The organism is Bacteroidota bacterium (genome assembly GCA_018816945.1).
Lineage (GTDB): Bacteria > Bacteroidota > Bacteroidia > Bacteroidales.
In genome coordinates this window covers 337,993-361,852 of the sequence record JAHIVC010000099.1, presented here as the reverse complement: position 1 = coordinate 361,852, position 23,860 = coordinate 337,993, and the positions used below count along the sequence as shown (strand labels likewise).

Annotated in this window: 17 protein-coding genes, 1 tRNA gene and 1 pseudogene; 10 read left to right on the top strand and 9 right to left on the bottom strand. The window is 37.9% G+C overall.

The annotated features are described in order from the left end of the window. Positions 1-31: 31 nt before the first annotated feature. The 6 genes and pseudogenes from KKG99_15825 to KKG99_15800 all read right to left on the bottom strand — a co-directional run bounded on the left by KKG99_15825 (position 32) and on the right by KKG99_15800 (position 6,259). Positions 32-976 carry a nitronate monooxygenase gene (locus KKG99_15825; GenBank protein MBU1014466.1) on the bottom strand — a complete coding sequence of 315 codons (945 nt, stop codon included), beginning with the start codon at positions 974-976 and terminating at the stop codon, positions 32-34. A 152-nt stretch (positions 977-1,128) separates the two neighbouring features. Continuing rightward, positions 1,129-1,779: an isoprenoid biosynthesis glyoxalase ElbB gene (gene elbB, locus KKG99_15820; protein MBU1014465.1), complete on the bottom strand. Its 651-nt coding sequence runs from the start codon at positions 1,777-1,779 to the stop codon at positions 1,129-1,131. Between the two features lie 217 nt (positions 1,780-1,996). Continuing rightward, the gene (locus tag KKG99_15815) at positions 1,997-3,244 is read right to left on the bottom strand and encodes a 3-ketoacyl-CoA thiolase (protein ID MBU1014464.1); all 1,248 of its coding nucleotides are present in this window, start codon (positions 3,242-3,244) and stop codon (positions 1,997-1,999) included. Between the two features lie 117 nt (positions 3,245-3,361). Then, positions 3,362-3,741: pseudogene (locus KKG99_15810) on the bottom strand (four helix bundle protein). A gap of 189 nt (positions 3,742-3,930) precedes the next feature. Further along, on the bottom strand, positions 3,931-5,271 hold the full coding sequence (locus KKG99_15805) for a 3-hydroxyacyl-CoA dehydrogenase family protein (GenBank protein ID MBU1014463.1): 1,341 nt from the start codon (positions 5,269-5,271) through the stop codon (positions 3,931-3,933). Between the two features lie 220 nt (positions 5,272-5,491). After that, positions 5,492-6,259 carry an enoyl-CoA hydratase/isomerase family protein gene (locus KKG99_15800; protein MBU1014462.1) on the bottom strand — a complete coding sequence of 256 codons (768 nt, stop codon included), beginning with the start codon at positions 6,257-6,259 and terminating at the stop codon, positions 5,492-5,494. Between the two features lie 203 nt (positions 6,260-6,462). Here KKG99_15800 and KKG99_15795 point away from each other — a divergent pair, with 203 nt between their 5' ends. From KKG99_15795 to KKG99_15760, 8 genes are all read left to right on the top strand, one after another. After that, complete coding sequence (locus KKG99_15795; protein ID MBU1014461.1) at positions 6,463-6,852, top strand: hypothetical protein; 390 nt, start codon at positions 6,463-6,465, stop codon at positions 6,850-6,852. A 76-nt stretch (positions 6,853-6,928) separates the two neighbouring features. Then, positions 6,929-8,440, top strand: a complete 1,512-nt coding sequence (locus KKG99_15790) for an efflux RND transporter periplasmic adaptor subunit (protein ID MBU1014460.1) — start codon at positions 6,929-6,931, stop codon at positions 8,438-8,440. A 37-nt stretch (positions 8,441-8,477) separates the two neighbouring features. Then, a complete protein-coding gene (locus KKG99_15785) occupies positions 8,478-11,573 on the top strand; it encodes a CusA/CzcA family heavy metal efflux RND transporter (protein ID MBU1014459.1) in 3,096 nt (1,031 codons plus the stop codon). Next, positions 11,560-12,753 (top strand): TolC family protein, encoded by a 1,194-nt coding sequence (locus tag KKG99_15780; GenBank protein ID MBU1014458.1) that lies wholly within the window; start codon positions 11,560-11,562, stop codon positions 12,751-12,753. Before KKG99_15785 ends, KKG99_15780 begins: the two co-directional genes overlap by 14 nt. 85 nt (positions 12,754-12,838) lie before the next feature. Further along, positions 12,839-13,213, top strand: coding sequence for a hypothetical protein (locus tag KKG99_15775; protein ID MBU1014457.1), 375 nt, complete (start codon positions 12,839-12,841; stop codon positions 13,211-13,213). Positions 13,214-13,310: 97 nt separating this feature from the next. After that, positions 13,311-17,129, top strand: coding sequence for an efflux RND transporter permease subunit (locus tag KKG99_15770; GenBank protein ID MBU1014456.1), 3,819 nt, complete (start codon positions 13,311-13,313; stop codon positions 17,127-17,129). Between the two features lie 4 nt (positions 17,130-17,133). After that, positions 17,134-18,576 carry a TolC family protein gene (locus KKG99_15765; GenBank protein ID MBU1014455.1) on the top strand — a complete coding sequence of 481 codons (1,443 nt, stop codon included), beginning with the start codon at positions 17,134-17,136 and terminating at the stop codon, positions 18,574-18,576. A 5-nt stretch (positions 18,577-18,581) separates the two neighbouring features. Further along, positions 18,582-20,408: an efflux RND transporter periplasmic adaptor subunit gene (locus KKG99_15760; GenBank protein ID MBU1014454.1), complete on the top strand. Its 1,827-nt coding sequence runs from the start codon at positions 18,582-18,584 to the stop codon at positions 20,406-20,408. Between the two features lie 32 nt (positions 20,409-20,440). Here the strand turns inward: KKG99_15760 and KKG99_15755 are convergent. Continuing rightward, positions 20,441-20,513: transfer RNA gene (locus KKG99_15755), tRNA-Thr, on the bottom strand. A gap of 89 nt (positions 20,514-20,602) precedes the next feature. Here KKG99_15755 and KKG99_15750 point away from each other — a divergent pair. Together KKG99_15750 and KKG99_15745 are read left to right on the top strand one after the other, a co-directional pair. After that, entirely contained in the window at positions 20,603-20,962 is a 360-nt protein-coding gene (locus KKG99_15750; GenBank protein MBU1014453.1) for a heavy-metal-associated domain-containing protein, read from the top strand. A gap of 95 nt (positions 20,963-21,057) precedes the next feature. Further along, positions 21,058-21,708: a hypothetical protein gene (locus tag KKG99_15745; GenBank protein MBU1014452.1), complete on the top strand. Its 651-nt coding sequence runs from the start codon at positions 21,058-21,060 to the stop codon at positions 21,706-21,708. A gap of 40 nt (positions 21,709-21,748) precedes the next feature. Here the strand turns inward: KKG99_15745 and tsaB are convergent, their stop codons facing one another. Further along, a complete protein-coding gene (gene tsaB, locus KKG99_15740; GenBank protein MBU1014451.1) occupies positions 21,749-22,444 on the bottom strand; it encodes a tRNA (adenosine(37)-N6)-threonylcarbamoyltransferase complex dimerization subunit type 1 TsaB in 696 nt (231 codons plus the stop codon). A gap of 56 nt (positions 22,445-22,500) precedes the next feature. Then, a complete protein-coding gene (locus tag KKG99_15735) occupies positions 22,501-23,856 on the bottom strand; it encodes an efflux RND transporter periplasmic adaptor subunit (protein ID MBU1014450.1) in 1,356 nt (451 codons plus the stop codon). Positions 23,857-23,860 lie beyond the last annotated feature (4 nt).

Below are 23,860 nucleotides of genomic sequence, written 5' to 3'. Positions count from 1 at the left end.
AAGGTTCAAAAATACAAAACATTTTGATCAATTAAAGATCAATTTGGATTATCTGTGTTTTTGCTTTATTGAATTCTGTGATGAGATTTTTTATGATTTTTTTTACCGGAAGTATCTCATGAATTATGGATGAAACCTGACCAATTTCCATTTCCCCTTCTTCAATATCCCCTTCAAACATTCCTTTTTTTGCCCTGCCCCTACCGAGCAATTCCAATAATTCTTCTTTCGAAGCCCCTCTTTTTTCTGCTTCTTCCACTTCATTTAAAAATTTATTCCGAATGAGACGTACCGGAACCAATTGTTTTAAGGTAAGTTTAGTATCTCCATCGGATGCTTTTAATACTTGTTGCTTAAAATTTACATGAGCGGAAGATTCAATCGAAGCGGCAAAAAGACTTCCAATTTGCACCCCATCTGCACCTAATGCCATAGCTGCAAGCATGCTTCTGCCGCTACCTATTCCACCTGCGGCAATTAAAGGAATATCTATCACTTTTCTAAGTTGAGGAATGAGTGCCATGGTTGTTGTTTCTTCAAATCCATTATGACCACCCGCTTCAAAACCTTCGGCAACGATCGCATCTACACCGGCTTCAACGCATTTTAAGGCAAATTTCTCATTAGCTACCACGTGAACAACAATAACCCCATTTTCTTTCAATAATGAAGTATGTTTTTTAGGGTTCCCGGCAGATGTAAACACAATTTTAACCCCTTCCTCCAAAATGATTTTGAGGTGATCGTCGGTTTGCGGATATAGAAGCGGAATATTTACTCCGAATGGTTTGTCGGTTGCTTTTTTACATTTTCGGATATGATCTCTCAATACCTCAGGATACATTGAACCCGAACCAATCAGTCCCAATCCGCCTTCATTACTTACTGCCGAAGCCAGTTCCCAGCCACTGCACCAAATCATTCCACCCTGAATGATGGGGTACTTGATGTTAAAAAGTTTGGTTATTTTGTTCATGGGTTTTATTTGTCCGTGAATACTTCAGCTTAGCTCAGTCTCCTTTTATCTTATCCGGACATTGAGCGACTTTTGGTGAGTTTAATCGAACCAAGTCGAAGTCACATTTTAAAAATTGAATATTTCGACTATGCTCAATGTTCAATTTTATTTCATTCCATAAACTGCATCATTGCCTCAACGGTATTATAAGCCCCATCCCAAATTTGGGTAATATCGGCATCCAACATATAACAAGGAGAGGTAAAAACAAGTTTTTCATCATCCACAACCACATCTCCATGATCGGTCTTAATATGGGTTCCGCCCATCTCCTCGATAACCTGCGCTGTTCCTTCATCCTGGCCAATTGTTACTTTCACATCACCAATAATTTTTGCAATCATGGTTGGAGAAATACAGAGTGCCCCAATTGGTTTTTTTGCAGCCAACATCTCTTTTACAGCCCTTTCCACTTCTTCGTCAACCTCAGCAGATGCTCCTTTAAATGCTATGTTCGTAAGGTTTTTGGCCACTCCAAATCCACCGGGAAAAATAAGTGCATCAAATTCCTTTTCCACAAATTCATCCAATGATTTAATTTTCCCACGTGCTATTCTGGCAGATTCAACCAGCACATTGCGGCTTTCTTTCATTTCTTTGCCGTTATAATGATTGATCACATGATGTTGATCAAAATCGGGGGCAAAGCATTGATAGTCGGCACCCAGCTTTTTGATGGCTAACATTGTGAGGGTTGCTTCATGAATTTCAGCCCCATCAAACACCCCACATCCGGATAAAACAACTGCGAATTTTTTCATATTTCAATATCTTTAAATTTCTATTTTAGAAAAACTAAGTTAAATAAAATATTTGATATGAAAAGATGACCAAAAGCAATACTTATCGATTTTTACTTCTGAAAATTCAGGAAATGCAAAAATAATTTTGTGAAAAGCTAAAGGTGAATTTTCAATCCATTTTCAAATTAGCAAATTTTCAAACCTGCACTTCGGCAGGCAAGTTATCAAATTGAATTTATTCTGCTTTTTTATAAACCATTGCGATAACAGTTACATCATCACCGCCCATGTTAATGGTCATTCCGTAAGGGCGTTCAGGATGTATTTGTATTTGTGCCGCACCTGCTTTCCCTGTCAGTTGTTCCCAGATTGTTACTGCTTGATGAACGCCTGTTGCACCTGTTGGATGGCCCCAGCCTATCAGTCCACCAGTAGTATTTATAGGGATTTTACCATTGCGGGCAGTATGGCCATCGGCTACAAATTTTGCACCTTTACCCGGTTCAGCTAAGCCAAGGGCTTCGACACCCAAAATTCCGGCAATGGAGAAACAATCATGCGTTTCAACAGTTGCTAAATCATTAATTGTTAAACCAGCTGAATCTAAAGCTTGTTTAGCTGCTTTTTTAATTGCAGTAACCTCGGTATAATCTGGTGGTTCATTGGTAATATTTCGAATTACTTGCGCCCAACCTACAATTTCAATAGCGTCCTTTTTATCAATGCCAAGTTTTGCTAAACCTTCTTTTGAAGCCATGATTAGTGCTGATGCTCCATCCGATACTTTTGAACAATCCAATACCGTTAGATTGTCAACAAAGGTTTCACCATTTAATTTGAATTTGTCGTACAAACTATACAAATCAGTGGCTTTATTCTCATATTCCTGAGCAGTTTCACATAAACGCGCATTTTCCATGGCATTCACATACCATCTTTTCATTCCTTCGCGCGCGTATTCTTTTCCATATTTTTCATAATAAGCTCCGGCCCGATTACTAAATTGTCCGGGAAAGAAAAAGGCATGTCCTTCTTTTCGTTTTTTGTACCAACCCGCACCTGCCAAGACATCGGCGCCATAAAGGGCCTTCATTGTATTTTGAACTTCAACACCCAATACTAAAACGGAATCGGCTGTTTCGGCCAATACCGATTTAAGCCCTGTAAGTAATGCTAGTCCACCCGAACCACAGGCACCTTCAACACTAATTGCAGGTTTCCATTGTAATTTTTCGTCGATGGTAGGAATAAAACCAGGGAGATTTGCTTGTTTATTAAATCGGGCAGCCATAAAATTTCCGATAACGCCTTCATCAATATTTGCTGCATCGTTAATTTGAGCTATAGTTCCTTTACCTGCGGTTTCAATATAATATTCCAAACCCGGGCGTTCTTTTTTGGGATTGAATTCACTACGGCCCGTACCCATCGAAACGGTATTAAATCCGGCAGTTATGTATACTTTTTTTCTTAATTTTTTCATGGTGTTATTTTTATAGTTCTTTTTTTCTCTTTGATAATTAGACATTCATGGACATTACTTGAGCTAAACTTTGTAATACATAGTGATATGTTCGCTGCGCTCACGTAATACGTTGTTCTATGTTTTGCTTTTTATTGATTTTATGTAATTGTTAAGCTTTACACTAAAGTCTTTAATGGTATTTTCAAATTCATTGAACTTTTGATCATCAATAAGACCTCGATAATTCGCCTTTGTTAACCAAGTTTTGGTTTCAAATAGAGATCCTCTCGCAAAAAAACTAAAATTATTTACATCTTTATAATGAAATCTGCCATAACCTTATAATGAAATCTGCCATAACCTTCCGCTATGTTTGCTGAGATTGAATCAACTGATCTTACCAACTGAATTCCTATGGTTTTCTTTGAAAAATAGTCCCATTCATCTACAATAGAAAATACTTCTTCACCCAATTCTATTGCAATTCGATAAATATTTAATTCTTCCAGTTCCATCACAAGGTATTATTGTCAATGTTTTATTTTATGAAAACGTTATTGTTTTGAGATTGTAATACAATAGTAATACGCTTCGCTGTAATACCTTGTTGAAGTCACTGCTTGTCTGATATAGATCCATTTTAAAATTATTTTACAATAGTATTTCCATCGTATTACCAAGTATTTCAATTGTATTTCTACTGTCTAAAAAACAAAATAATCATTAATCGGTCCGTAAGCATGGAAAAATCCGGTTAGCATGACCGTGTTTACATCCGCTTCGTTATTTGCAACACCTGAGCTAACTAATTGACGTCCTATTTCATTCGAACGTTTTCCATAGTTCAGCGCAAGTTTAGCTCCCAAATCAGGCATTGATTTCATGGTTGTAAAAAATTCGGAGAATATCTGATCTTTATCTTTTCTTCTGATGGTTGATTTCCAGCTAACAGTCGGATCAGGATATTTGCCTAATTTTGCATCACATTTTTCCTGAAATTCACTAATATTTATGTAATTTTTTTTGTCGGGATTATATATCGCAACCGGTTTCCCTTTCTCATATTTCAAAAATCCATCTTTCTGCGACCCATCGGAATTTTGACCACCTCTTACAGCTAAATCAATCATTTTATCCAATAAATCGCTATGCAAATCTTCATTTTTAAGGAATGGGTTCATCACGTTCATTATAAACTGAACCACATCAATCCCTACATAATCGATCAATTGGAAAATCCCCATCGGACGTACCAAATAATCCTGAGCCACTTTGTTTACGGTATAAACAGCTTCAACAAACGACATTTCTTTTGAAAGTCGCTCCATTTCTGTTATTGCATATAATGAATCACGCATGAAATGGCCGTTGCCGATAAATCCGGCGAAATCATTTGAAGGGACAATAATTTTGCCCAGTTTTTGTGCATAATCTTTAGCAAAAGCTTCCATTCCTGAAACAGGATTTTTCGGTAAAATCAACTCTACCAATTTTTGAACAGCCGGAGGATTATAAAAATGGAACCCTAAAACCCGTCCGCTCAGATTTGCACCATCATTGATAAGATTGATAGGTACCGAAGAGGTATTGGTAAAATACCAGGGTTTGTTTGGGTTATTCTGATCGATTTGGCTAAAAATTTTGATTTTTAAATCTTTATTTTCGCTCACCGCTTCAAAAATCAAATTTGATTCGTAAGCAACCTCAACTTTTGTAACAGGCCGAACAATGCTCAATACGTCAAAAACGTATTGATTTAAAATTTCTTCGTTTTCGATCAAGTCTGCACGATTGGCATACATTTTACGCAGCCAAACAATTTTTTTCTCGGCAATTTTTGTTACCTGGGTTTTCAGATAACGTAAAAGTCCTGCCAGACCTTCCTGAGAGAGATCCATGGCATTGAGACAGTAGGGAATTCCTTTGTTCTCAGGTTTTAAACTGAGATCGGCCATCTCGACAGCGGTCAGCAGAAGAATTCCACTTCCCATCTTACCTGCAGCACCCAAAACTGTTACATTTCTTAATCTTTCGTCGTAATTCATAGAATCTATATTTTAATTATTAGGTTAGTTGTTTCATTTTATCTATTTCTAATTCTTTCAAATTGTTCGTTATACGCTTTGCTGTTATAAATTGTAATACGCTTCACTGCGTTGCGCTGTAATACTGTAGCTATTACATTTACTGTTATGTTAAACAATTGTATTACTATTGCATTACAACTGAATTGCTATTGTATAACCATTGTATAACTATCGTCAATTACCAATTCGGTTTCCTTTTTTCCAAAAAAGCCCTCATTCCTTCTTCTCCTTCTGCTTTAAATTGGGTTCCAAAATATTCGGCCTCAAGTTCATTGGCTTTATCAAAATCCATCAACATCCCGGTTCTTGCAACATACTTTACTTTTTTAATTGCGTCAGGTCCTTTTGTTTGGATCAATTTTGCAATTTTAAGAACCTCATTCATCAACTCTTCGGGTTCAACTACTTTTTGCACTAACCCAATCCGAAGGGCTTCTTCAGCTCCTATCATTTCTGCAGTCATCAATAAATACAAAGCATCAGCTAATCCAACCAAGCGGGGTAATCGCTGGGTTCCGGCATATCCCGGGATCATTCCTAAATTTACTTCAGGCTGACCAAATTTAGCTTTCGAACTGGCAATGCGAAAATCGCAAGCCATGGCCAATTCTAATCCACCACCCAGCGCAAATCCATTAATGGCACCTATGACAGGGATTTGTAATTTCTCCAGACTTCTAAACGTATTTTGGCCCAATCGTGAAAACTTAGTACCTTCAGCAGGAGTTTTATCAACCATTTCCGCAATATCTGCACCGGCCACGAAAGCTTTTCCACTTCCTGTAATTATTAATACCTGAATGCTTTTATTCAATGAAACCTCACTTAAGAAGTGATCCATTTCATAAAAGAAATTTGTGTTTAACGCATTCAATGCTTCCGGTCGATAGATGGTAACCAAGCCAATTCCTTCTGTTATTTCAACTTGTAAGTTTTTATAATTCATAGAGAAATTAATTGATAGATGTGTACCATTCAAAAATAATAATTTTATATTTATCAAGTATCATTTTGAACAGGTATTTGTTAAATATCTAACAACTAGGTTTGAAGCCAATTTATAATTGATCTAAAAAAAACGGCCTGAAAATTTTTATATCTTAGCCAAATTATAAATGAGTAATGCGCAGCAAACAACCTAAGCATAAAATGATAAGGTATTTTCAGTTACTTATTTTTGTATTGTATCTCGGCCATGGATTTATTCCTCACCACCATCATGATAAGAACTTTAAATCATCATTTGATATCAGCTTTACTCATAATAACCTTGTTTGCTCTTGTCATAGCACAGTCTCAAATCACAATAATGAATTAGATTCTGATTGTTTTCTTTGTGACAAACTTTCAAAAGAGTACCATTATCGTGGATACTTTTTTAAAGAGCCTGTTCTATCAATAAATATTGTATTTCAGGAGGCATTTACAATTGTTCAATCTGAAGAAATCATAATAGAATATCCGATTTTAACCGACTTTAAAGTTCTGGCTGGAATTAACATTCAGACGCATGGCCTTCGGGCACCTCCTATTGCCTAGCCCCAAATTTTCCTCTTTAATTTCTAGTTTTTCAGTTTGACTGAACATTTATTATTTATTTCTAATTACTTAAATTATGAAACTATCAAGATTTATTTTAATCCTATTAATGGCTAACTTAACTTTTTCTGGCTGTAAAAATAATGCAGAAGAAGATAAGCAGACGGCTGTGGCTCATACCCATGTTTCAAAATCATATACTTTATTTACGCCCGATCTCGAATTATTTGCTGAAATAGATGCTTTTACAAAAGGGCATGGCAGCCGTTTTTTGATCCACCTCACAAATCTACATACCTATAAACCTATTGTAAACGGACAAGTTAATATAATTATCAAAGGAGCTCAGACAAATTTTAATACTATAATTGAAACTCCATCCAGCCCGGGTATTTATCAAGCCAAATTTGTTGCAGAATTTATTGAAAAAGTAACTTTAACAATTAGTTACCAAGGACAAGAATTAAGCGGTAGCTTTAATATAGGTGAGTTTTTAGTTTATGGCAGTGATGAAGAAGCTGAAACAGCTTTTGCCGCCAATGCCGAAAAACACGAAGGGGATGAGATCATTTTCATTAAAGAACAAGTATGGGAAATTGAATTCAGTACTGTCGAACTGCAGGCACAACCATTCAGTAACATTATTCCGGTTTCCGGGCAAATAGAAACATTGCCAAAAAATGTTACTTCCATAATCGCACCCACAGAGGGGGTAATTCAATTTGCTCAAAATCTAATGCCTGGCCAAAAGGTTAAGAAAGGCGATATTTTATTTACAGTTGATGCAGGTCAATTAACATTCAATAATTTGAATACAAAATACCATTCTGAAAAAGTAACCTATGAAAAAGCAAAATCTGATTTAGAAAGAGCTGAAAAACTAGTTAAGGAAAATATCATTTCTGAAAAAGATTACTTGCAAGTAAAGCTTGATTTTGATAATGCGAAGCTAAATTTTGAATCCATTGGTAAGAATTTTTCAAATGGCAGCCAGGTGATTAAGGCTGCACAATCGGGAATAATTTCTGAATTAATGATCAAAGCTGGAGATTTTGTAGATGAAGGTCAGCAACTGGGCCGGATTATTTTCACTGACAAATTAATCCTAAAAGCCAATTTACCTCAAAACCGGTTTGAAGAAGCTAGTAAAATTATTTCGGCAAATTTTAAAACTACTTTTTCAAATGAGGTTTATTCGACCACAAAATTAAACGGAAAGGTACTTTCATATTCAATTACACCATCTGCTGATAACGCATACCTGCCTGTTTTCTTCGAAATCGATAATCCTGGGAGTTTAGCACCGGGTTTGTTCGCCGAAATATATCTGGAATCAAAATTAAATCAGGAAGTATTGAGTATTCCTATTTCAGCCTTAATCGAGAGTGAAGGTCATTTTCATGTATATGTTCAGGTAGATGGGGAAGGATATACGAGCCGTGATGTAATAATAGGGAACAACAATGGCATAAACGTGATTGTATTGGAAGGGATAGAAGCTGGCGAAAGGGTGGTGACCATGGGAGCCTATCGGATTAAACTGGCCTCTCTGGCCGGAGAACTCCCATCGCATGGGCATGTTCACTAAGAATGATTAATTAATTTGACATTTAAGAAATTGAATAATGATAAATAAAATAATAGATTTTTCACTTAAAAACAGGCTAATCATTCTGGCAACAGCAATGATTGTTCTGGTTTCGGGTGCATATGTTTGGAAATCGCTGGAAATTGATATTTTCCCCGACCTGAATGCACCAACGGTTGTTATCATGACAGAGGCCCATGATATGGCCCCGGAAGAATTGGAAAGAATGGTTACTTTTCCGATCGAAACAGCCATCAATGGTTCCAATAATTTACGCCGACTTCGTTCATCTTCATCGATGGGATTTTCAATTGTTTGGGCCGAATTTGACTGGGATACAGATATTTACCAAGCCAGGCAAACCATCAATGAACGGCTTGCTACCATCATCGAAACATTGCCACAAAGTGTTGAAAAACCAATACTTGCACCGCAAACTTCATTACTCGGTGAGGTAATGATTTTTAGTTTGACCTCTGATTCAATCAGTGAAATGGAACTACGGACTTTGGCGGATTGGAAGTTTAGGCCACGCCTACTTTCAGTACCCGGCATTTCACAGGTTACCATCATTGGTGGGGATACCAAAGAATATCAAATTTTGGCAAATCCCGATAAAATGGAATATTATGGAGTAAGCTTAACCGAATTAGTTGAAAGCTGCGACCAACTGAATCAAAATTCATCAGGAAGTTTTGTTGATGAATATTCCAATCGATATTTGATTAGGGGCCTGGTTCGATCAAATGACCCTGTCGAAATCGGAAATACCGTTGTGAAATTTATCAATGGTGCTTCGGTTAAAATTAGCGATGTTGCTATAGTTGCCATCGGAGCTGCTCCAGCTATTGGAAAAGGATCATATGAAGGGAAAAGTGCTGTTGTAGTTACACTAAGTAAACAGCCTAAAATAAATACCCTAAAACTTACGGATGTTTTATCCCTGACATTAAACGAATTAAAAACTGAATTACCAGCCTCTGTTCAAGTTAATGAGAACATCTTTGAACAAGCGAACTTCATTAATAATGCCGTGAAGAATGTGCAGGTAGCTCTATTCGAAGGTGCATTTTTAGTCGTGATCATTCTTCTTGTTTTCCTGATGAATGCCAGAACAACAATGATTACCATTATCGCTATCCCCATTTCGTTGATCATTGCTGCCCTGACACTAAAATTAATGGGGCTTACGATTAACACTATGAGCCTTGGAGGAATGGCAATCGCGATTGGTTCGATTGTGGATGATGCCATCATCGACGTTGAAAATGTATTTAAACGACTAAAGGAAAACGCTCTTAAACCGATTGAAAAACAAAAGAACAAACTTAAAGTAGTTTATAAGGCTTCTTTGGAAATACGAGCTTCCATTTTGAATGCTACATTCATTATTATTGTTGCATTTATCCCATTGTTCTTTTTAGATGGGATGGAAGGACGAATGCTTCGACCTCTGGGAATTACCTTTATCGTTTCACTTTTTGCATCTTTAGTAGTAGCACTCACACTTACTCCGGTTTTATGTAGTTTATTGTTGACAGATAAGCGATCATTAAGCAAATTTCAAAGTGATAACTGGTTGGTAAGAAATCTGAAGGCATTATATAAAACTACCCTTAAAAAGGCACTTCAGTTTAATTCACTTGTACTTGCTTTGACCACAGTTTTACTAATTGCATCAATCATTTTGCTGCTATCATTCGGTAAAACCTTTTTACCACCATTCAATGAAGGATCGCTGACGATCAATCTGGCAACATATCCGGGCGTATCCTTGGCTGAATCGGATGAAATCGGCCGACATGCCGAAAAGATTTTATTGCAAATACCTGAAATTATTACCACTTCGCGTAAAACCGGCAGGGCAGAACAAGCCGAGCATTCGTTTGGTGTCAATGTTTCCGAACTAGAAGTGCCTTATCTTTTGACTGATCGCTCGAAAGATGAATTCTTAGAGGAAGTGAGACACGAATTATCAGGTATTCCGGGAATAATTGTTGAGGTAGGTCAACCCATTACCCATCGAATTGATCATATGCTATCAGGAACCCGCTCAAATATTGCAATTAAGCTTTTCGGCCAAGATTTACAAAGCATGTACATGAAGGCCCAGGAAATAAAAAAAGCGATTGAAGATGTGGAAGGTGTAGTTGATTTATTTGTTGAACAACAAGTTGAAACCCCCCAAATCAAAATCCGTCCACGCCGTGAAATGCTAGCCAAATACGGAGTTAGTTTACAGGAATTTAACACGTTCGTGAATTTTGCTATTGGAGGAGAAAAAATTTCGGATGTATTTATTGCCGAACAAAAATTTGATTTGGTATTACGTTACGATGATGTTTACCGAAATAAAATGGAAGCCATAAAATCGGCAAAAATTGATGTTGCCCAAGGTTATAAAGTGCCTTTAATGCAACTCGCAGATGTTATTTCAGGATCCGGCCCCAATAGTATAAGTCGTGAAAATATCCAACGAAAAATAGTGATTTCGGCAAATGTTGCCGGTCGCGATTTAGGAAGTGTAGCTGATGATATTCGTTCTCATATCGAAGCAGCTGTAAAATTACCAAAAGGCTACCATGTTGAATATGGTGGTCAGTTCGAAAGTGCAGCCAGTGCAGCCCGTATCTTGTACTTAACTACCATTGGTGCTATTTTCATCATTTTTTTGATCCTTTACCAGGAATTCAAAAGCACAAAAATTGCCGGAGTTGTTTTGCTTAATTTACCGCTCGCAATTATTGGTGGTGTATTTGCTGTTTGGTTATTTTCAGGGGTAATTAGTATTCCATCTATCATCGGTTTTATAACCCTGTTTGGAATTGCCACCCGAAATGGGATTCTATTAGTTTCGCGTTATATTGCCCTTGAAAAATCGATAAAGGACAGAACAACAGTCATTTTGGAAGGTTCATTGGATCGGTTAAACCCTATCTTAATGACTGCCTTAACTGCTTCATTGGCACTGGTTCCATTGGCTTTTAACGGAGACCGCCCCGGTAACGAAATTCAAAGTCCAATGGCAATTGTTATTCTGGGTGGATTATTAAGCTCAACTTTGCTAAATTTGTATGTCATACCCTTGGTTTTTCATCGTATGCTAAAAAAACACAAACATGAAGAAAATTAAAATTTTAAATATATTCCTTGCACTGATCATTTGCGGTTCAGTTTTTGCACAAAATATGGATGAAGTGCTTCATTCGGTTTTGTTGAACAATAAAAGTATTCGGGCTAACAATACTTATTTAAATAAGTTGAATATTGAGGCTAAAACAGGCCTGACCCTGAATAATCCTACCATATCATATTCACATTTATGGGATCAAAATAATAAAACCGGTTATGGGGAAGAGTTTGAAGTATTCCAATCATTTGATTTTCCAAGCAGCTATGCTTATAAAAATACCATTTCGAATTTGGAAATTGAAAAAACTGAAGATAGCCGAAAATTATTTTCTATCGATATTTTATTAGAGGCTAAAATGGCTTGCATAGAAATCATCTACCTGAAGAGAAAAAAAGAAGAGAGCAAGATAAGGGCAAATTATGCCATGAAATTAGTTAATAATATTCGAACCAAGCTTCAAAATGGTTATACCACTCAATTTGAACTAGATAAAGCATTAATTAGCGAAATGATAATCCAGAATGAGTATATGGATATTTCAAATCTTCTCCAGAAAAAAGAAGATCATTTAGTTGAACTAAATGGTGGTCAAGCTATTCAATTAAATATAGCTGATTATCCCGAACAACCTATCCCAGAGTCATTAAACACTTTATTTGAGCATGTCGAATCAGTTGATCCGCTTAATAAGCTGATCGAATTAGAGATCAAAATTGCTGAATTGAACATAAAACTTACCAGGATCGGCTCTTTACCCGAATTTGAAGTAGGTTATAAATTAGAAAAAAGCACCTTAGATAAATTCTCAGGGGTTATCCTTGGAATGTCGGTTCCTTTGTGGCAAAATAAAAATAAAGTGTCCGTTAGTAAAATCAATATGGATCATATGAAAAGCAATATCGTGCAGCACGAGAATGAGCATTACTATCATATTAAATCCATTTATGATGATTACATTTCAGCAAGTGAACGACTCTCAAAATTTCAGGGATTATGGAATAAACTTAATTATCTGAAAAATATCGAAAAGGCACTGGAAGAAGGTGAAATTTCAACAACCGAGTATTTTCTTGAGTTGAAAACCTTGTACGAACTAAAGGACAATTTACTGGATATCGAAAAAGATTACCAACTACTTCTGAGTCAATTAAACAAATTTGAACTATTGAAACTATTGTAAAATACTTAAAGCGAAAGTGTTAAACTTCTGTTAAAAATTAACACTTTCGCCTTATTAACAATACCTTTGCCGAAATTGAAGTTCGATGATGAAACGCTACATTAGCCTATTGATAGCTGGTTTGTTCCTCATTACAACAACCGGGTTTACCATTACAAAGCATTATTGTAGTGGCAATATGGTTGATATTGCAATCAATTCAACTCCAAAATCATGTTGTGATATAAGCGAGGGTTGTTGCTCAAATGAGAGTGAACTATTCCAGTTAAAGGATGATATGACCGTAATTCAGTCAATGGATTTAGATCATGCTTTTTCATTTGACATTCAATTATTCCTTAATGAGTTTATCATTATTAACTCGAACAAAGTAATCTCTTTAGTTTCCATTTTTAAAAATGATCTTGGGCCACCCGACTTGTCAGTCTTTTTGGCTCAAATACAATCTTTCCGTTTATAGCATTTGGTTTAACAATAACTAACAACTAGGCAATTTACCTAGTCTGTTGTTTTTGTATTGATGTAACTTACATTTTTCAAATTAAACCTCATACAATATGCTTAATAAAATAATCAAATATTTTCTGGAACACAGGATGATTTCGATGATGCTATTGGTCGTTTTCATCCTACTCGGAACGGTGTATGCCCCCTTTAACTGGCATACGGGCTCCCTGCCCCGCGATCCGATTCCGGTGGATGCCATTCCCGATATTGGCGACAACCAGCAGATTGTTGCCACTGAATGGATGGGCCGTTCTCCAAAAGACATCGAAGATCAAATAACTTACCCACTTAGTAGCTCATTACTGGGTATTCCGGGTGTGAAAACCATCCGCAGTACTTCCATGTTTGGGATGTCCTTCATTTATCTGATCTTTGATGATGATGTTGAATTCTATTGGAGCCGTTCGCGGATTCTTGAAAAACTCAATTCCTTGCCGTCCGGTACATTGCCACAAAGTGTTCAACCTACTTTAGGCCCTGATGCGACGGCTTTGGGACAAGTTTTCTGGTACACGCTTGAAGGCCGTGACCCCAAAACGGGTAAACCCACTGGTGGTTGGGATCCTCAAGAGCTCCGTACTATTCAGGACTTTTATGTGAAATATTCCCTCTCATCGGCAAATGGAGTTTCAGAAGTAGCAAGCATAGGTGGTTATGTAAAAGAATATCAGGTAGATGTCGATCCCAATGCACTTAAAGCTTTTGGTGTTTCTGTAATGGACGTGATGCAGGCTGTAAGCAAAAGCAATTTAGATATTGGTGCAGAAACTATTGAGTTGAACAAAGTGGAATACGTCATTCGTGGTTTGGGTTATGTGAAAAGCCTAGATGATTTGAAAGAAGCGGTGGTTACGGTTCGCAATAATGTGCCGGTTCGAATTCGCGATGTTGCGAAAGTCAGTTTTGGGCCGGCTCCCCGTCGTGGTGGTTTGGATAAGGACGGAGTTGAAGCCGTTGGCGCGGTGGTTGTTGCACGTTATGGTTCAAATCCCATGGAGGTCATCAATAATGTTAAAAGGAAAATCGCTGAAATTGAACCGGGTCTTCCATCCAAAACATTGGATGATGGAACCATTTCAAAGGTTACAGTTGTTCCTTTTTATGACCGCACAGGGTTAATTATGGAGACCATCGGAACCCTCGAATCTTCGCTATCGCATGAAATCCTTATCTCCATCATCGTCATTATTGTATTGATCATTAATCTCAGGGCATCAATCATTGTTTCGCTCCTATTGCCGGTTGGAGTGCTGATGACCTTCATTGCGATGAAATGGATGGGTGTGGATGCCAACATAGTTGCCCTCTCGGGTATTGCCATCGCCATTGGGGTAATGGTCGATATTGGGATTGTGGATGTGGAAAATATCATCCGGCATCTGGAGATGCCTGAAAACGAAAATTCCAGGGGGAAACGCCTTGTTCAGGTGATTTATGAAGCGACTTCGGAAGTCCGTGGCGCAGTTACGGTTGCACTAGCTACTACGGTTGTGAGTTTTCTTCCGGTTTTTGTTATGGAAGGTGCCGAAGGAAAACTTTTCACTCCATTGGCTTTTACCAAAACTTTCGCGTTGCTGGCCTCCTATCTATTGGGAATGATTGTGTTGCCCACGTTGGCTTACTATCTTTTCAACTTCCGGTTAGATACAAAACGAACCCGAAAGGTTTTTAACTGGATACTGATTGTTGCAGGTGTGCTGATTTTTGTCATTTGGGGAATCTGGCCCGCACTGGCGCTCACTGCTATTGGGTTCAATAACCTGATGGCTCTTCGCTGGCCCGAAAATCGCAAGAATTTCACCAACCTAATCAATATTGCCATAACCCTTTTGTTCGCAATATATTATCTGGCTATTGGATGGCTGCCGCTGGGGGCGCATAACAGCAACTTCTCCAATTATTTGTTTGTCGGGCTTGCCATTACACTGGTTCTGCTGATTCTTTCGCTGATCGTGTATTTCTACGTACCAATCTTGAAATGGGCTTTGAGCAACAAATGGACATTTATGGCTTTACCCATCATCACCATCCTTTTTGGAATATTGGCCTGGCAAGGCGCACACCGTGTTTTTGGTTTTATGCCCGAAGGAATTCAGAAAACCTCTGCCTGGCAAAGTTTCGACAAAACATTCCCCGGATTGGGAAAGGAATTTATGCCTGCATTGGACGAAGGCTCCTTTTTACTGATGCCTACCAGTATGCCACATGCCGGTATTGAAATGAATCAAGAGTATGTTGAAATACTCGACAAACGATTGTCAGCAATTCCTGAAGTAGAGATTGCCGTCGGAAAATGGGGACGCATCAATTCGGCCTTGGATCCGGCGCCAGTGCAGATGTTTGAAAATACAATCAACTATTTGCCTGAATATATTCTGGATGAAAACGGACACCGCATGGCGTTTAAAATTGACCACGATGATAATTTTCTGCTTCAAGATGGATCGACTTATAACCGCGAACGGGATGGGTATCGGAAAATGAGCAGAGAGCAACTTGTACCTGATAAAAATGGCGATAACTTCAGGCAATGGCGACCAGAAATTAAATCACCCGACGATATCTGGAATGAAATTATTAAGGTAACCAACATTCCGGGACTGACTTCCGCTCCTCGGTTGCAGCCCATTCAAACACGACTGGTTATGCTTTCGACAGGAATGCGGGCACCCATGGGACTCAAAGTTTATGGGCCTGACTTAGAGACCATCGAGAAAGCGGGCATCGAACTGGAAACTATGTTAAAGGAAGTTCCATCGATCAAAGCTCCTTCTGTTTTTTACGACCGTGCTGTGGGCGCTCCGTACATCGAAATAAATCTCAATCGGCCTGCCATTGCCCGCTACGGAATGACGGTTCAGGATGTTCAGGAGATTTTGCAGGTTGCCGTTGGCGGTATGGCTTTGACCACTTCGGTTGAAGGCCGTGAACGGTTCCAGATCAGGGTGCGTTATGCCCGCGAATTGCGTTCAAGCCCCGAAGAGATCAAAAAAATTCTAGTCCCATCTATGACAGGCGTTCAGGTGCCACTTGGCGAACTTGCCGACATTACCTACACCCGTGGGCCACAAATGATACGAAGCGAAAACACCTTTCTAAACGGTTATGTGATATTCGACAAGATTGAAGGACGCGCTGAAGTAGATGTGGTAGAGGATGCGCAGAAATTTCTGAAAGAGAAAATCGCATCGGGCGAATTGGTTTTGCAGTCTGGCGTAAGCTATGCTTTTGCTGGAAATTACGAAAATCAGATCAGAGCGACCAAACGTCTGGCCATTGTAATTCCAATTAGTTTGATCGCGGTATTTCTGTTGCTCTATTTTCAGTTTAAAACATTTACTGCCTCGTCGATCCATTTTTCGGGAGTGTTTGTGGCCTTTGCCGGAGGTTTTATTATGCTTTGGCTATACAGCCAACCATGGTTCCTGAATTTTTCAGTCTCCGGAGTTGAAATGCGCCACCTTTTCCAGATACACACTATCAACCTGAGTGTTGCAGTGTGGGTCGGGTTTATCGCCCTTTTTGGCATTGCCACCGACGATGGCGTTTTGATGGGAACCTACATCCATCAGGTGTTTGAAGAGCGTCATCCAAAGACAGTGCAGGAAGTCAGGGACGCGGTAATCTTCGCCGGGCATAAAAGGGTCCGGCCTGCAATGATGACCTCGGCTGTTACAATTATCGCCCTTTTACCTGTACTCTCATCGACCGGGAAAGGTGCTGATATCATGATTCCAATGGCAATCCCAACTTTTGGCGGTATGGTCATCCAACTGATGACCATATTTGTGGTTCCGATCCTTCAGTGTTTTTGGCGTGAAGGGGAAGTCAAAAAAAATGAAACAAAAGCATTAACCATTGAAAATTAGAGTCATGGAAAAAATAAAAACATACATCGTTATAATCATCCTTTTAATAGTTCTTAAAACTGGATTTGCACAGGAAACCGAGAATATTTCGCTGGATGGTTATTTGGAAATGGCTGCACAAAACAACCCTGAATTAAAGGCAACATTTAACCAATATTTAGCATCGCTTGAAAAAGTACCCCAGGTTGGTTCTTTGCCCGATCCGCAATCTTCATTTGGGGTTTTTACAAAACCAATGGCAATACTAGGCGGAAGTCAGGTGGCAAATATTCAGGTAATGCAAATGTTCCCCTGGTTTGGTACACTCAAAACTGCTAAAGACGAGGCTTCTGAAATGGCAAAAGCAAAATTTCAATTGTTTAATGCGGCCAAAGCCGAATTGTTTTATCGCGTTAAAACAAACTGGTATCAATTAATTAAACTCGACCGTGAAATCGCGCTGGTTGAAGAAAACATTCAATTACTCGAATCGCTTGAAAAACTGGCAATGATTAAATTTCAAGCACCAACCTCAGACGGTAGTTCTTCCGGAACAACAGGATCAGGATCAATGAATACAACCTCAACAGAAAACATGAATTCCGGAGCAAATGACATGGGTGGCATGAAAACGAATCAGATGACATCAGCTCCGCTTACTGCAACCAGTATGTCAAATAGTTCAATGCCGGAAGGAATGGGAGGTCAGCAAAGCGGATTACAAAATGTACTTCGCGTTAAGATGGAAATCCTGGAACAGCAAAACAAATTGCTACTGATGAAGGACCAACGACTCACAACCGAAAACATTTTCAACGCACTACTCAACAGTGATTTAAAAACCCGGATTCAAATAAATGATTCGTTAAGCATTCAGCAATTGCCAACAGAAAAATTAGCTATTGTCGACAGTATTCTTAACAATAATCCAATGCTGGCCATGCTTGGAAATGAAGCTGTATCTTATGAACTTATGGGGCAAAAAGCCAAAAAAATGGGATTGCCCATGCTTGGGGTAGGACTTAATTACATGCTGAACCAAAAAAGGGATGGGAATACTTTTATGATGAACGGCACCGATATGTTAATGCCGATGCTTTCTGTTTCAATTCCCATCTACCGAAAGAAATACAATGCCATGCAAAACGAAGCGATATTGATGCAGGAAGCAGTTAAACAGCAAACCATTGGTTTAAAAAACAATTTGATGGTTCAATACCGAAGTTTTGTACAAAACCTTGACGATGCCAAAAGACGTGTGACGCTTTACCAACAGCAAGAAGAATTAGCCCAGAAAACCACCGATTTGCTCCTTGCCGGATTTGCAACATCCGGGACCAATTATGAAGAAGTACTTCGAATGCAATACAAGGTTTTGGACTTTGGATTTAAACACATAGAAGCAATAACAGATTACAATATGTCTGTGGCACTAGCTGAAAAATTAATGAATTCCATAAAAAGATAAGAGATATGAAACCAATAAAGTTTTTTTCAAATACATATTTTAAAGCCGGTTTGCTTTTAATTGCTGGTTTACTGCTTGGATGGTTGTTTTTCCATCATTCCGAACCCAATCAAATTTCAACAGAATCTACAACACATGAACATTCAGATGCTGAAAAAACCATCTGGACTTGCGCCATGCATCCTCAAATAAGAATGGATAAATCTGGTGATTGTCCAATCTGTGGCATGGATTTAATTCCATTAAAAAGTTCAAATGTTGAAATTGATGATCAAGCCATTGAAATGAGTGAATCGGCTATGAAATTGGCCGAAGTTCAAACATCTATTGTGAGCCGCGGACAAGCCTCTAAAGAGGTTCTTCTATATGGCAAAATACAAGTTGATGAACGTTTAAAACAGTCGCAAACTGCTCATGTGCCCGGCCGTATCGAAAAACTACTGATAAATGTAACCGGAGAACAGGTAAAGAAAGGTCAGTTAATCGCCAGAATTTATTCTCCCGAATTGGTAACTGCACAAAAAGAGTTGATTGAAGCACTTTCATTAAAGGACAAATATCCGGCTTTAGTTGAAGCAGCGCGAGAAAAATTGCGCAACTGGAAACTTTCAAAGGATCAAATCAACGAAATTGAACAATCGGGGAATGTATCATCCACTTTTGAAATTTTTGCTAACACTTCAGGAATTGTAGTTAGCCGGAAGGTAAATGAAGGTGATTATATTAACAAAGGAGCCGTATTGTTCGATGTGGTTGATTTATCGAAGGTATGGGGCATATTCGATGCTTATGAATCAGACCTGAATTGGATTTCGATGGACCAAAATGTAGAATTCACGAGCCAGGCAATTCCCGGAAAAACTTTTACCGGGAAAATAACCTTTATCGATCCAATCATTAATGCAACAACCCGAACTGCCGGTATAAGAATTGAAATGAATAATTCTGAGATGCTGTTAAAACCCGAAATGTTTATTAACGGGATCATTCATTCCACCTTAAAAGAAAATGCTGATCAACTCACAATTCCACAAACAGCAGTTTTATGGACTGGAACACGTTCAGTCGTTTATGTGAAAATACCGGAAACAGAACATGCCTCTTTTAAATTACGGGAAATAACCTTAGGTGCTGCAATGAAGAATACTTATGTTGTACTTGAAGGATTGACGGAAGGTGAAGAAATTGTAACCAATGGAACTTTCAGTATTGATGCAGCTGCACAATTGGCCGGTAAAACCAGCATGATGAATCCAACAGGCGGGATTGGTTCAATCCCTCATGATATGTCGAAAATGAATGCCGATAGTGAGAAGCAAACTGAGCAATCCAAGCCAAAAATGGATATGAATCCGAAACCGATGAATGTACCTTCCGGTTTTAAATCTCAATTAGGTGAAGTAGTTGAGTCCTATCTTACATTGAAAGATGCCTTTGTTGCCACGGATGAAAAACTTGCGGTCGCTTCTGCGAAATTGACCTTAGAGCAACTTGGAAAAGTTGAAATGTCGCTTTTAAAAGGCGATTCTCATAATCTTTGGATGAAGGAAATGAAATCCATTGAGGAAAACCTTAAAGGTATTATTTCGATGCAGGGAATTGAAATGAAACGAAGCCACTTTGAGCTTGTTTCAGATCATCTGACCATCGCAATAAAAAGCTTTGGATTTGTGCTGAAGAATAAAAATACAATTTATGTTCAATTTTGCCCAATGGCATTCGACAATAAAGGTGCTTTTTGGTTAAGTGCCGACGAAGAAATCAATAATCCTTATTTTGGAGATATGATGCTCAGATGTGGAGAAACTAAAGAAGTTATTAAATCGGAATAAACAAATGATTAAATTGCACCCGAAAAATTTTGAGCCTCTCATGGGACTTGAACCCACGACCTGCTCATTACGAATGAGCTGCTCTACCAACTGAGCTAAAGAGGCATTTAATGCTGCAAAAATATCATATTTTTAATTACCGGAATAAGAAAAGAACAATAAACAAAACAATTATCCACTAAAAAAACTCGAAAATGAAAACTAAAATTAATTTACTACTAAGCATCATGCTATTTATTGGCATTACAGCATCGGCTCAAGATTCAAAAACAGAAGAATTTAAGGTTTATGGAAATTGCGGTATGTGCAAAACCCGTATTGAAAAAGCAGCAAAAGCAATTGAGGGAGTGAGCATGGCCGAATGGGACAAAACAAACAAAATGGCCAAAGTATCATTTGATACCGGCAAAACCAATTTGCCGGAAATTCAAAAGGCTATTGCAAAAGTTGGTCACGATACAGATAAATACAAAGCCGATGATAAAGTTTACGAAAAACTTCCCGGTTGTTGTTTATATGATCGCCCGGTAGCTGAAAAAAAGAATATTAAATAGTAAGCTCGAAGCACATACTAACTATTTGCTTTATATAAAGTATGCTCGGATCAATCGTTCATGCTTGCTATACGAATTTAAAAATACTAAGTCTAATGACACAAAAATCCAAATTAATAAGAACCGCACTCATTCTTGCAATTATTACCATTGCTTACAATATAATTGAGGGCCTTGTTTCCATTTATTATGGCATGGAAGATGAAACCTTGGCTTTGCTTGGTTTTGGGATAGATAGTTTTGTGGAGGTAATCTCCGGAATTGGAATTCTTCATCTTATTTTAAGGATGAAATATTCAGATGTAAATAATCGTGACCATTTTGAACGACAAGCATTGAAAATAACAGGATTTGCTTTTTATTTATTGACCGCAGGATTGATTGTGGGAAGTGCATTGAACATTTTAAATAATACTAAACCGGATACAACACTTGTAGGTATTATCGTTTCTTCAATTTCAATTATCACAATGTATTTTTTGATGGCCTCCAAGCTAAGTGTTGGAAAAGCCCTTAATTCAGATGCCATCATTGCTGATGCCAATTGTACCAAAACCTGTTTTTATCTATCGTTTATCCTACTAGCTTCAAGTCTTTTATATGAGCTGACAAGTGTTGGATACATTGATATTGCAGGTTCTCTGGGTGTAGCATGGTTTGCATTTAAGGAAGGTAGGGAAGCCTTTAGAAAAGCAAAAAGTAATTCGTTAAGTTGTTGCTGTGACGATCACTGTCATAATCAATAAAACAAAGAAGGCAATAATTGAAATTATTGCCTTCTTTGTTTTATTTCAACCCTTTAACCTTAGGAATTCCGGCAATAAAATCTTTTAAATAATAGGGTTCAAAATAGGCTACATCAACAAATTGTCCGGCATTAAATTTCTGAAAAGCAATTTTAATCATATCTTTTGCTGAAATGCGAAACTCATCCATGAACTTAGCATTCTGGTTTTTTGATAAAACACTTTTACATTTTTCAGCTCCATCGCCCCCAAAATAAACGGTGTGATCTTTTAATAAATCAATAAATGACGACTCATCAATAATTTTAGCGGAGGTAGGTTCCAGTTCATTATTCTGATTGTCAAACAGTGCGGTATAAACTTCCATTCTTCGGGCATCGATCATCGGGCAAAAAATCGCTTTTGAGTCATTTTCATTTTTTTTCATGCCCATTGCCATACTTTGAAGCGTATTAACTGCAATTAATGGTTTATCCAACGAGTAGCATAATCCTTTGGCAGCAGAAACGCCAATGCGCAAACCGGTATAGGAACCGGGTCCTTTGCTAATAACAATGGCATCCAAATCTTGCAATTTAATTTTCGCATCACTGACAACATTTTGAATAAAATTGGTCAGAAGGGAAGAATGCGAGTTTGTTGAATCACTTTCTTTTATTGAAAGTAAAACACCATCTTCGGCAAGTGCAACCGAACAAATTTGTGTCGCGGTTTCCAGAAATAATAATTTAGCCATTTTCAGAAAAAAGAAGAGACGCATCACTGCGTCTCAAGTATAAAATTATTTACTTACTATTCGGTAGTTAAAAATAATTCTTCTTTGGGAACTTTTCTCACAACATCCCCATCTTTTAATTTTTTAGATACTGCACGATAAGGAGCCACAATAATTTCATCTCCTTCTTTCAAGCCTTCTAAAATTTGAATATAAGTATTGTTTTGGATGCCGGTTATCACCTTAATCATTTTGGCAATTCCTTCCGGAGTATACATGAATACATATTCAATAACTTCCTCTTCAACTTTCACTTCAGGTTCGTCTTTATTTTCAACAGTTCTAGCCACTTTTAAATTACCTGATGAATCAGAACGGGTAGTTACAGCCTGAATTGGTAAAGTAAGTATCTCAAAAGCTGTTTCTGTTTGAATATCAACTGTTGCCGACATTCCGGGTCGAAATGGCGAATAATTTGGATTATTCTCAGTTGTATATTCAGTATAAGATTCTCTTAAGATTCGAATTTTAACCTGAAAGTTGGTAACCTGATCTGCACTAACTCCGGTTACGTTAGCCGAAGTCGCTATTTCAGTTACGATTCCTTTAAATTTTTTGTTTAAGTAAGCGTCAACTTCTATCAGGCAAGTATCAAATAAACTAACCCTAACAATGTCATTTTCGTTTACCTCAACTTTCACTTCCATATTTTGCAAATTTGCAACCCGCATAATTTCAGTTCCGGAAGAAAACTGTGAAGCACCTGTTACACGTTCCCCTTTTTGAACATTTAATTTTGAAACAGTACCATCGTTAGGGGCATAAATACTTGTTCTATTCAGGTTTTCTTTCGCTTCTTTTAGAGAAGCCACAGTACTTCCTACAGAAAATTCTGCTGCTTTCAAACTCTCCTTGGCTGCTTCAACCTCAGCTTCTGCCACTTTAAAAGCCGCAACAGCAGCATCTATATCAGCTTTTGATACTACATTTTGATCGAACAAAGTTTTATTTCGGTTGTACGAAAGTTCAGCATTTACAAATTGTGCCTGAACCTGGGCCAACCTTGCTTTTGCGTTTGCTTGATTTGCCTTTTGCGTATTTAGAGCTGCTTCTGCTCTTTCGTAACTTGAAATATATATTTCGGGATCAATCTTTGCCAACAATTTGCCTTCTTTTACTTCATCACCTTCTTTCACATAAAGTTCTACAACCTCACCGGAAATATAAGGACTGATTTTAACATCAATTTCAGGTTGAATTTTTCCATTTGCGGAAACGGTTTCAATGATTGTTCTCTTGGTAACGAGTTCTGTGCTAACTTTGGTTTCACCAGTTGTTTTCTTTTTGTTAACCGCAAATACAATTAAAATAATTACCAATGGAATCCCAATCCAAATGAGATATCTTTTGGTATTTGACTTTTTTTGTTTCATTAAA

Excerpts from the sequence above, each read along its gene's own strand:
- KKG99_15825 (MBU1014466.1), bottom strand. The coding sequence starts at position 976 with ATGAACAAAATAACCAAACTTTTTAACATCAAGTACCCCATCATTCAG.
- elbB (MBU1014465.1), bottom strand. The coding sequence starts at position 1,779 with ATGAAAAAATTCGCAGTTGTTTTATCCGGATGTGGGGTGTTTGATGGG.
- KKG99_15815 (MBU1014464.1), bottom strand. The coding sequence starts at position 3,244 with ATGAAAAAATTAAGAAAAAAAGTATACATAACTGCCGGATTTAATACC.
- KKG99_15805 (MBU1014463.1), bottom strand. The coding sequence starts at position 5,271 with ATGAATTACGACGAAAGATTAAGAAATGTAACAGTTTTGGGTGCTGCA.
- KKG99_15800 (MBU1014462.1), bottom strand. The coding sequence starts at position 6,259 with ATGAATTATAAAAACTTACAAGTTGAAATAACAGAAGGAATTGGCTTG.
- KKG99_15795 (MBU1014461.1), top strand. The coding sequence starts at position 6,463 with ATGATAAGGTATTTTCAGTTACTTATTTTTGTATTGTATCTCGGCCAT.
- KKG99_15790 (MBU1014460.1), top strand. The coding sequence starts at position 6,929 with ATGAAACTATCAAGATTTATTTTAATCCTATTAATGGCTAACTTAACT.
- KKG99_15785 (MBU1014459.1), top strand. The coding sequence starts at position 8,478 with ATGATAAATAAAATAATAGATTTTTCACTTAAAAACAGGCTAATCATT.
- KKG99_15780 (MBU1014458.1), top strand. The coding sequence starts at position 11,560 with ATGAAGAAAATTAAAATTTTAAATATATTCCTTGCACTGATCATTTGC.
- KKG99_15775 (MBU1014457.1), top strand. The coding sequence starts at position 12,839 with ATGATGAAACGCTACATTAGCCTATTGATAGCTGGTTTGTTCCTCATT.
- KKG99_15770 (MBU1014456.1), top strand. The coding sequence starts at position 13,311 with ATGCTTAATAAAATAATCAAATATTTTCTGGAACACAGGATGATTTCG.
- KKG99_15765 (MBU1014455.1), top strand. The coding sequence starts at position 17,134 with ATGGAAAAAATAAAAACATACATCGTTATAATCATCCTTTTAATAGTT.
- KKG99_15760 (MBU1014454.1), top strand. The coding sequence starts at position 18,582 with ATGAAACCAATAAAGTTTTTTTCAAATACATATTTTAAAGCCGGTTTG.
- KKG99_15750 (MBU1014453.1), top strand. The coding sequence starts at position 20,603 with ATGAAAACTAAAATTAATTTACTACTAAGCATCATGCTATTTATTGGC.
- KKG99_15745 (MBU1014452.1), top strand. The coding sequence starts at position 21,058 with ATGACACAAAAATCCAAATTAATAAGAACCGCACTCATTCTTGCAATT.
- tsaB (MBU1014451.1), bottom strand. The coding sequence starts at position 22,444 with ATGGCTAAATTATTATTTCTGGAAACCGCGACACAAATTTGTTCGGTT.
- KKG99_15735 (MBU1014450.1), bottom strand. The coding sequence starts at position 23,856 with ATGAAACAAAAAAAGTCAAATACCAAAAGATATCTCATTTGGATTGGG.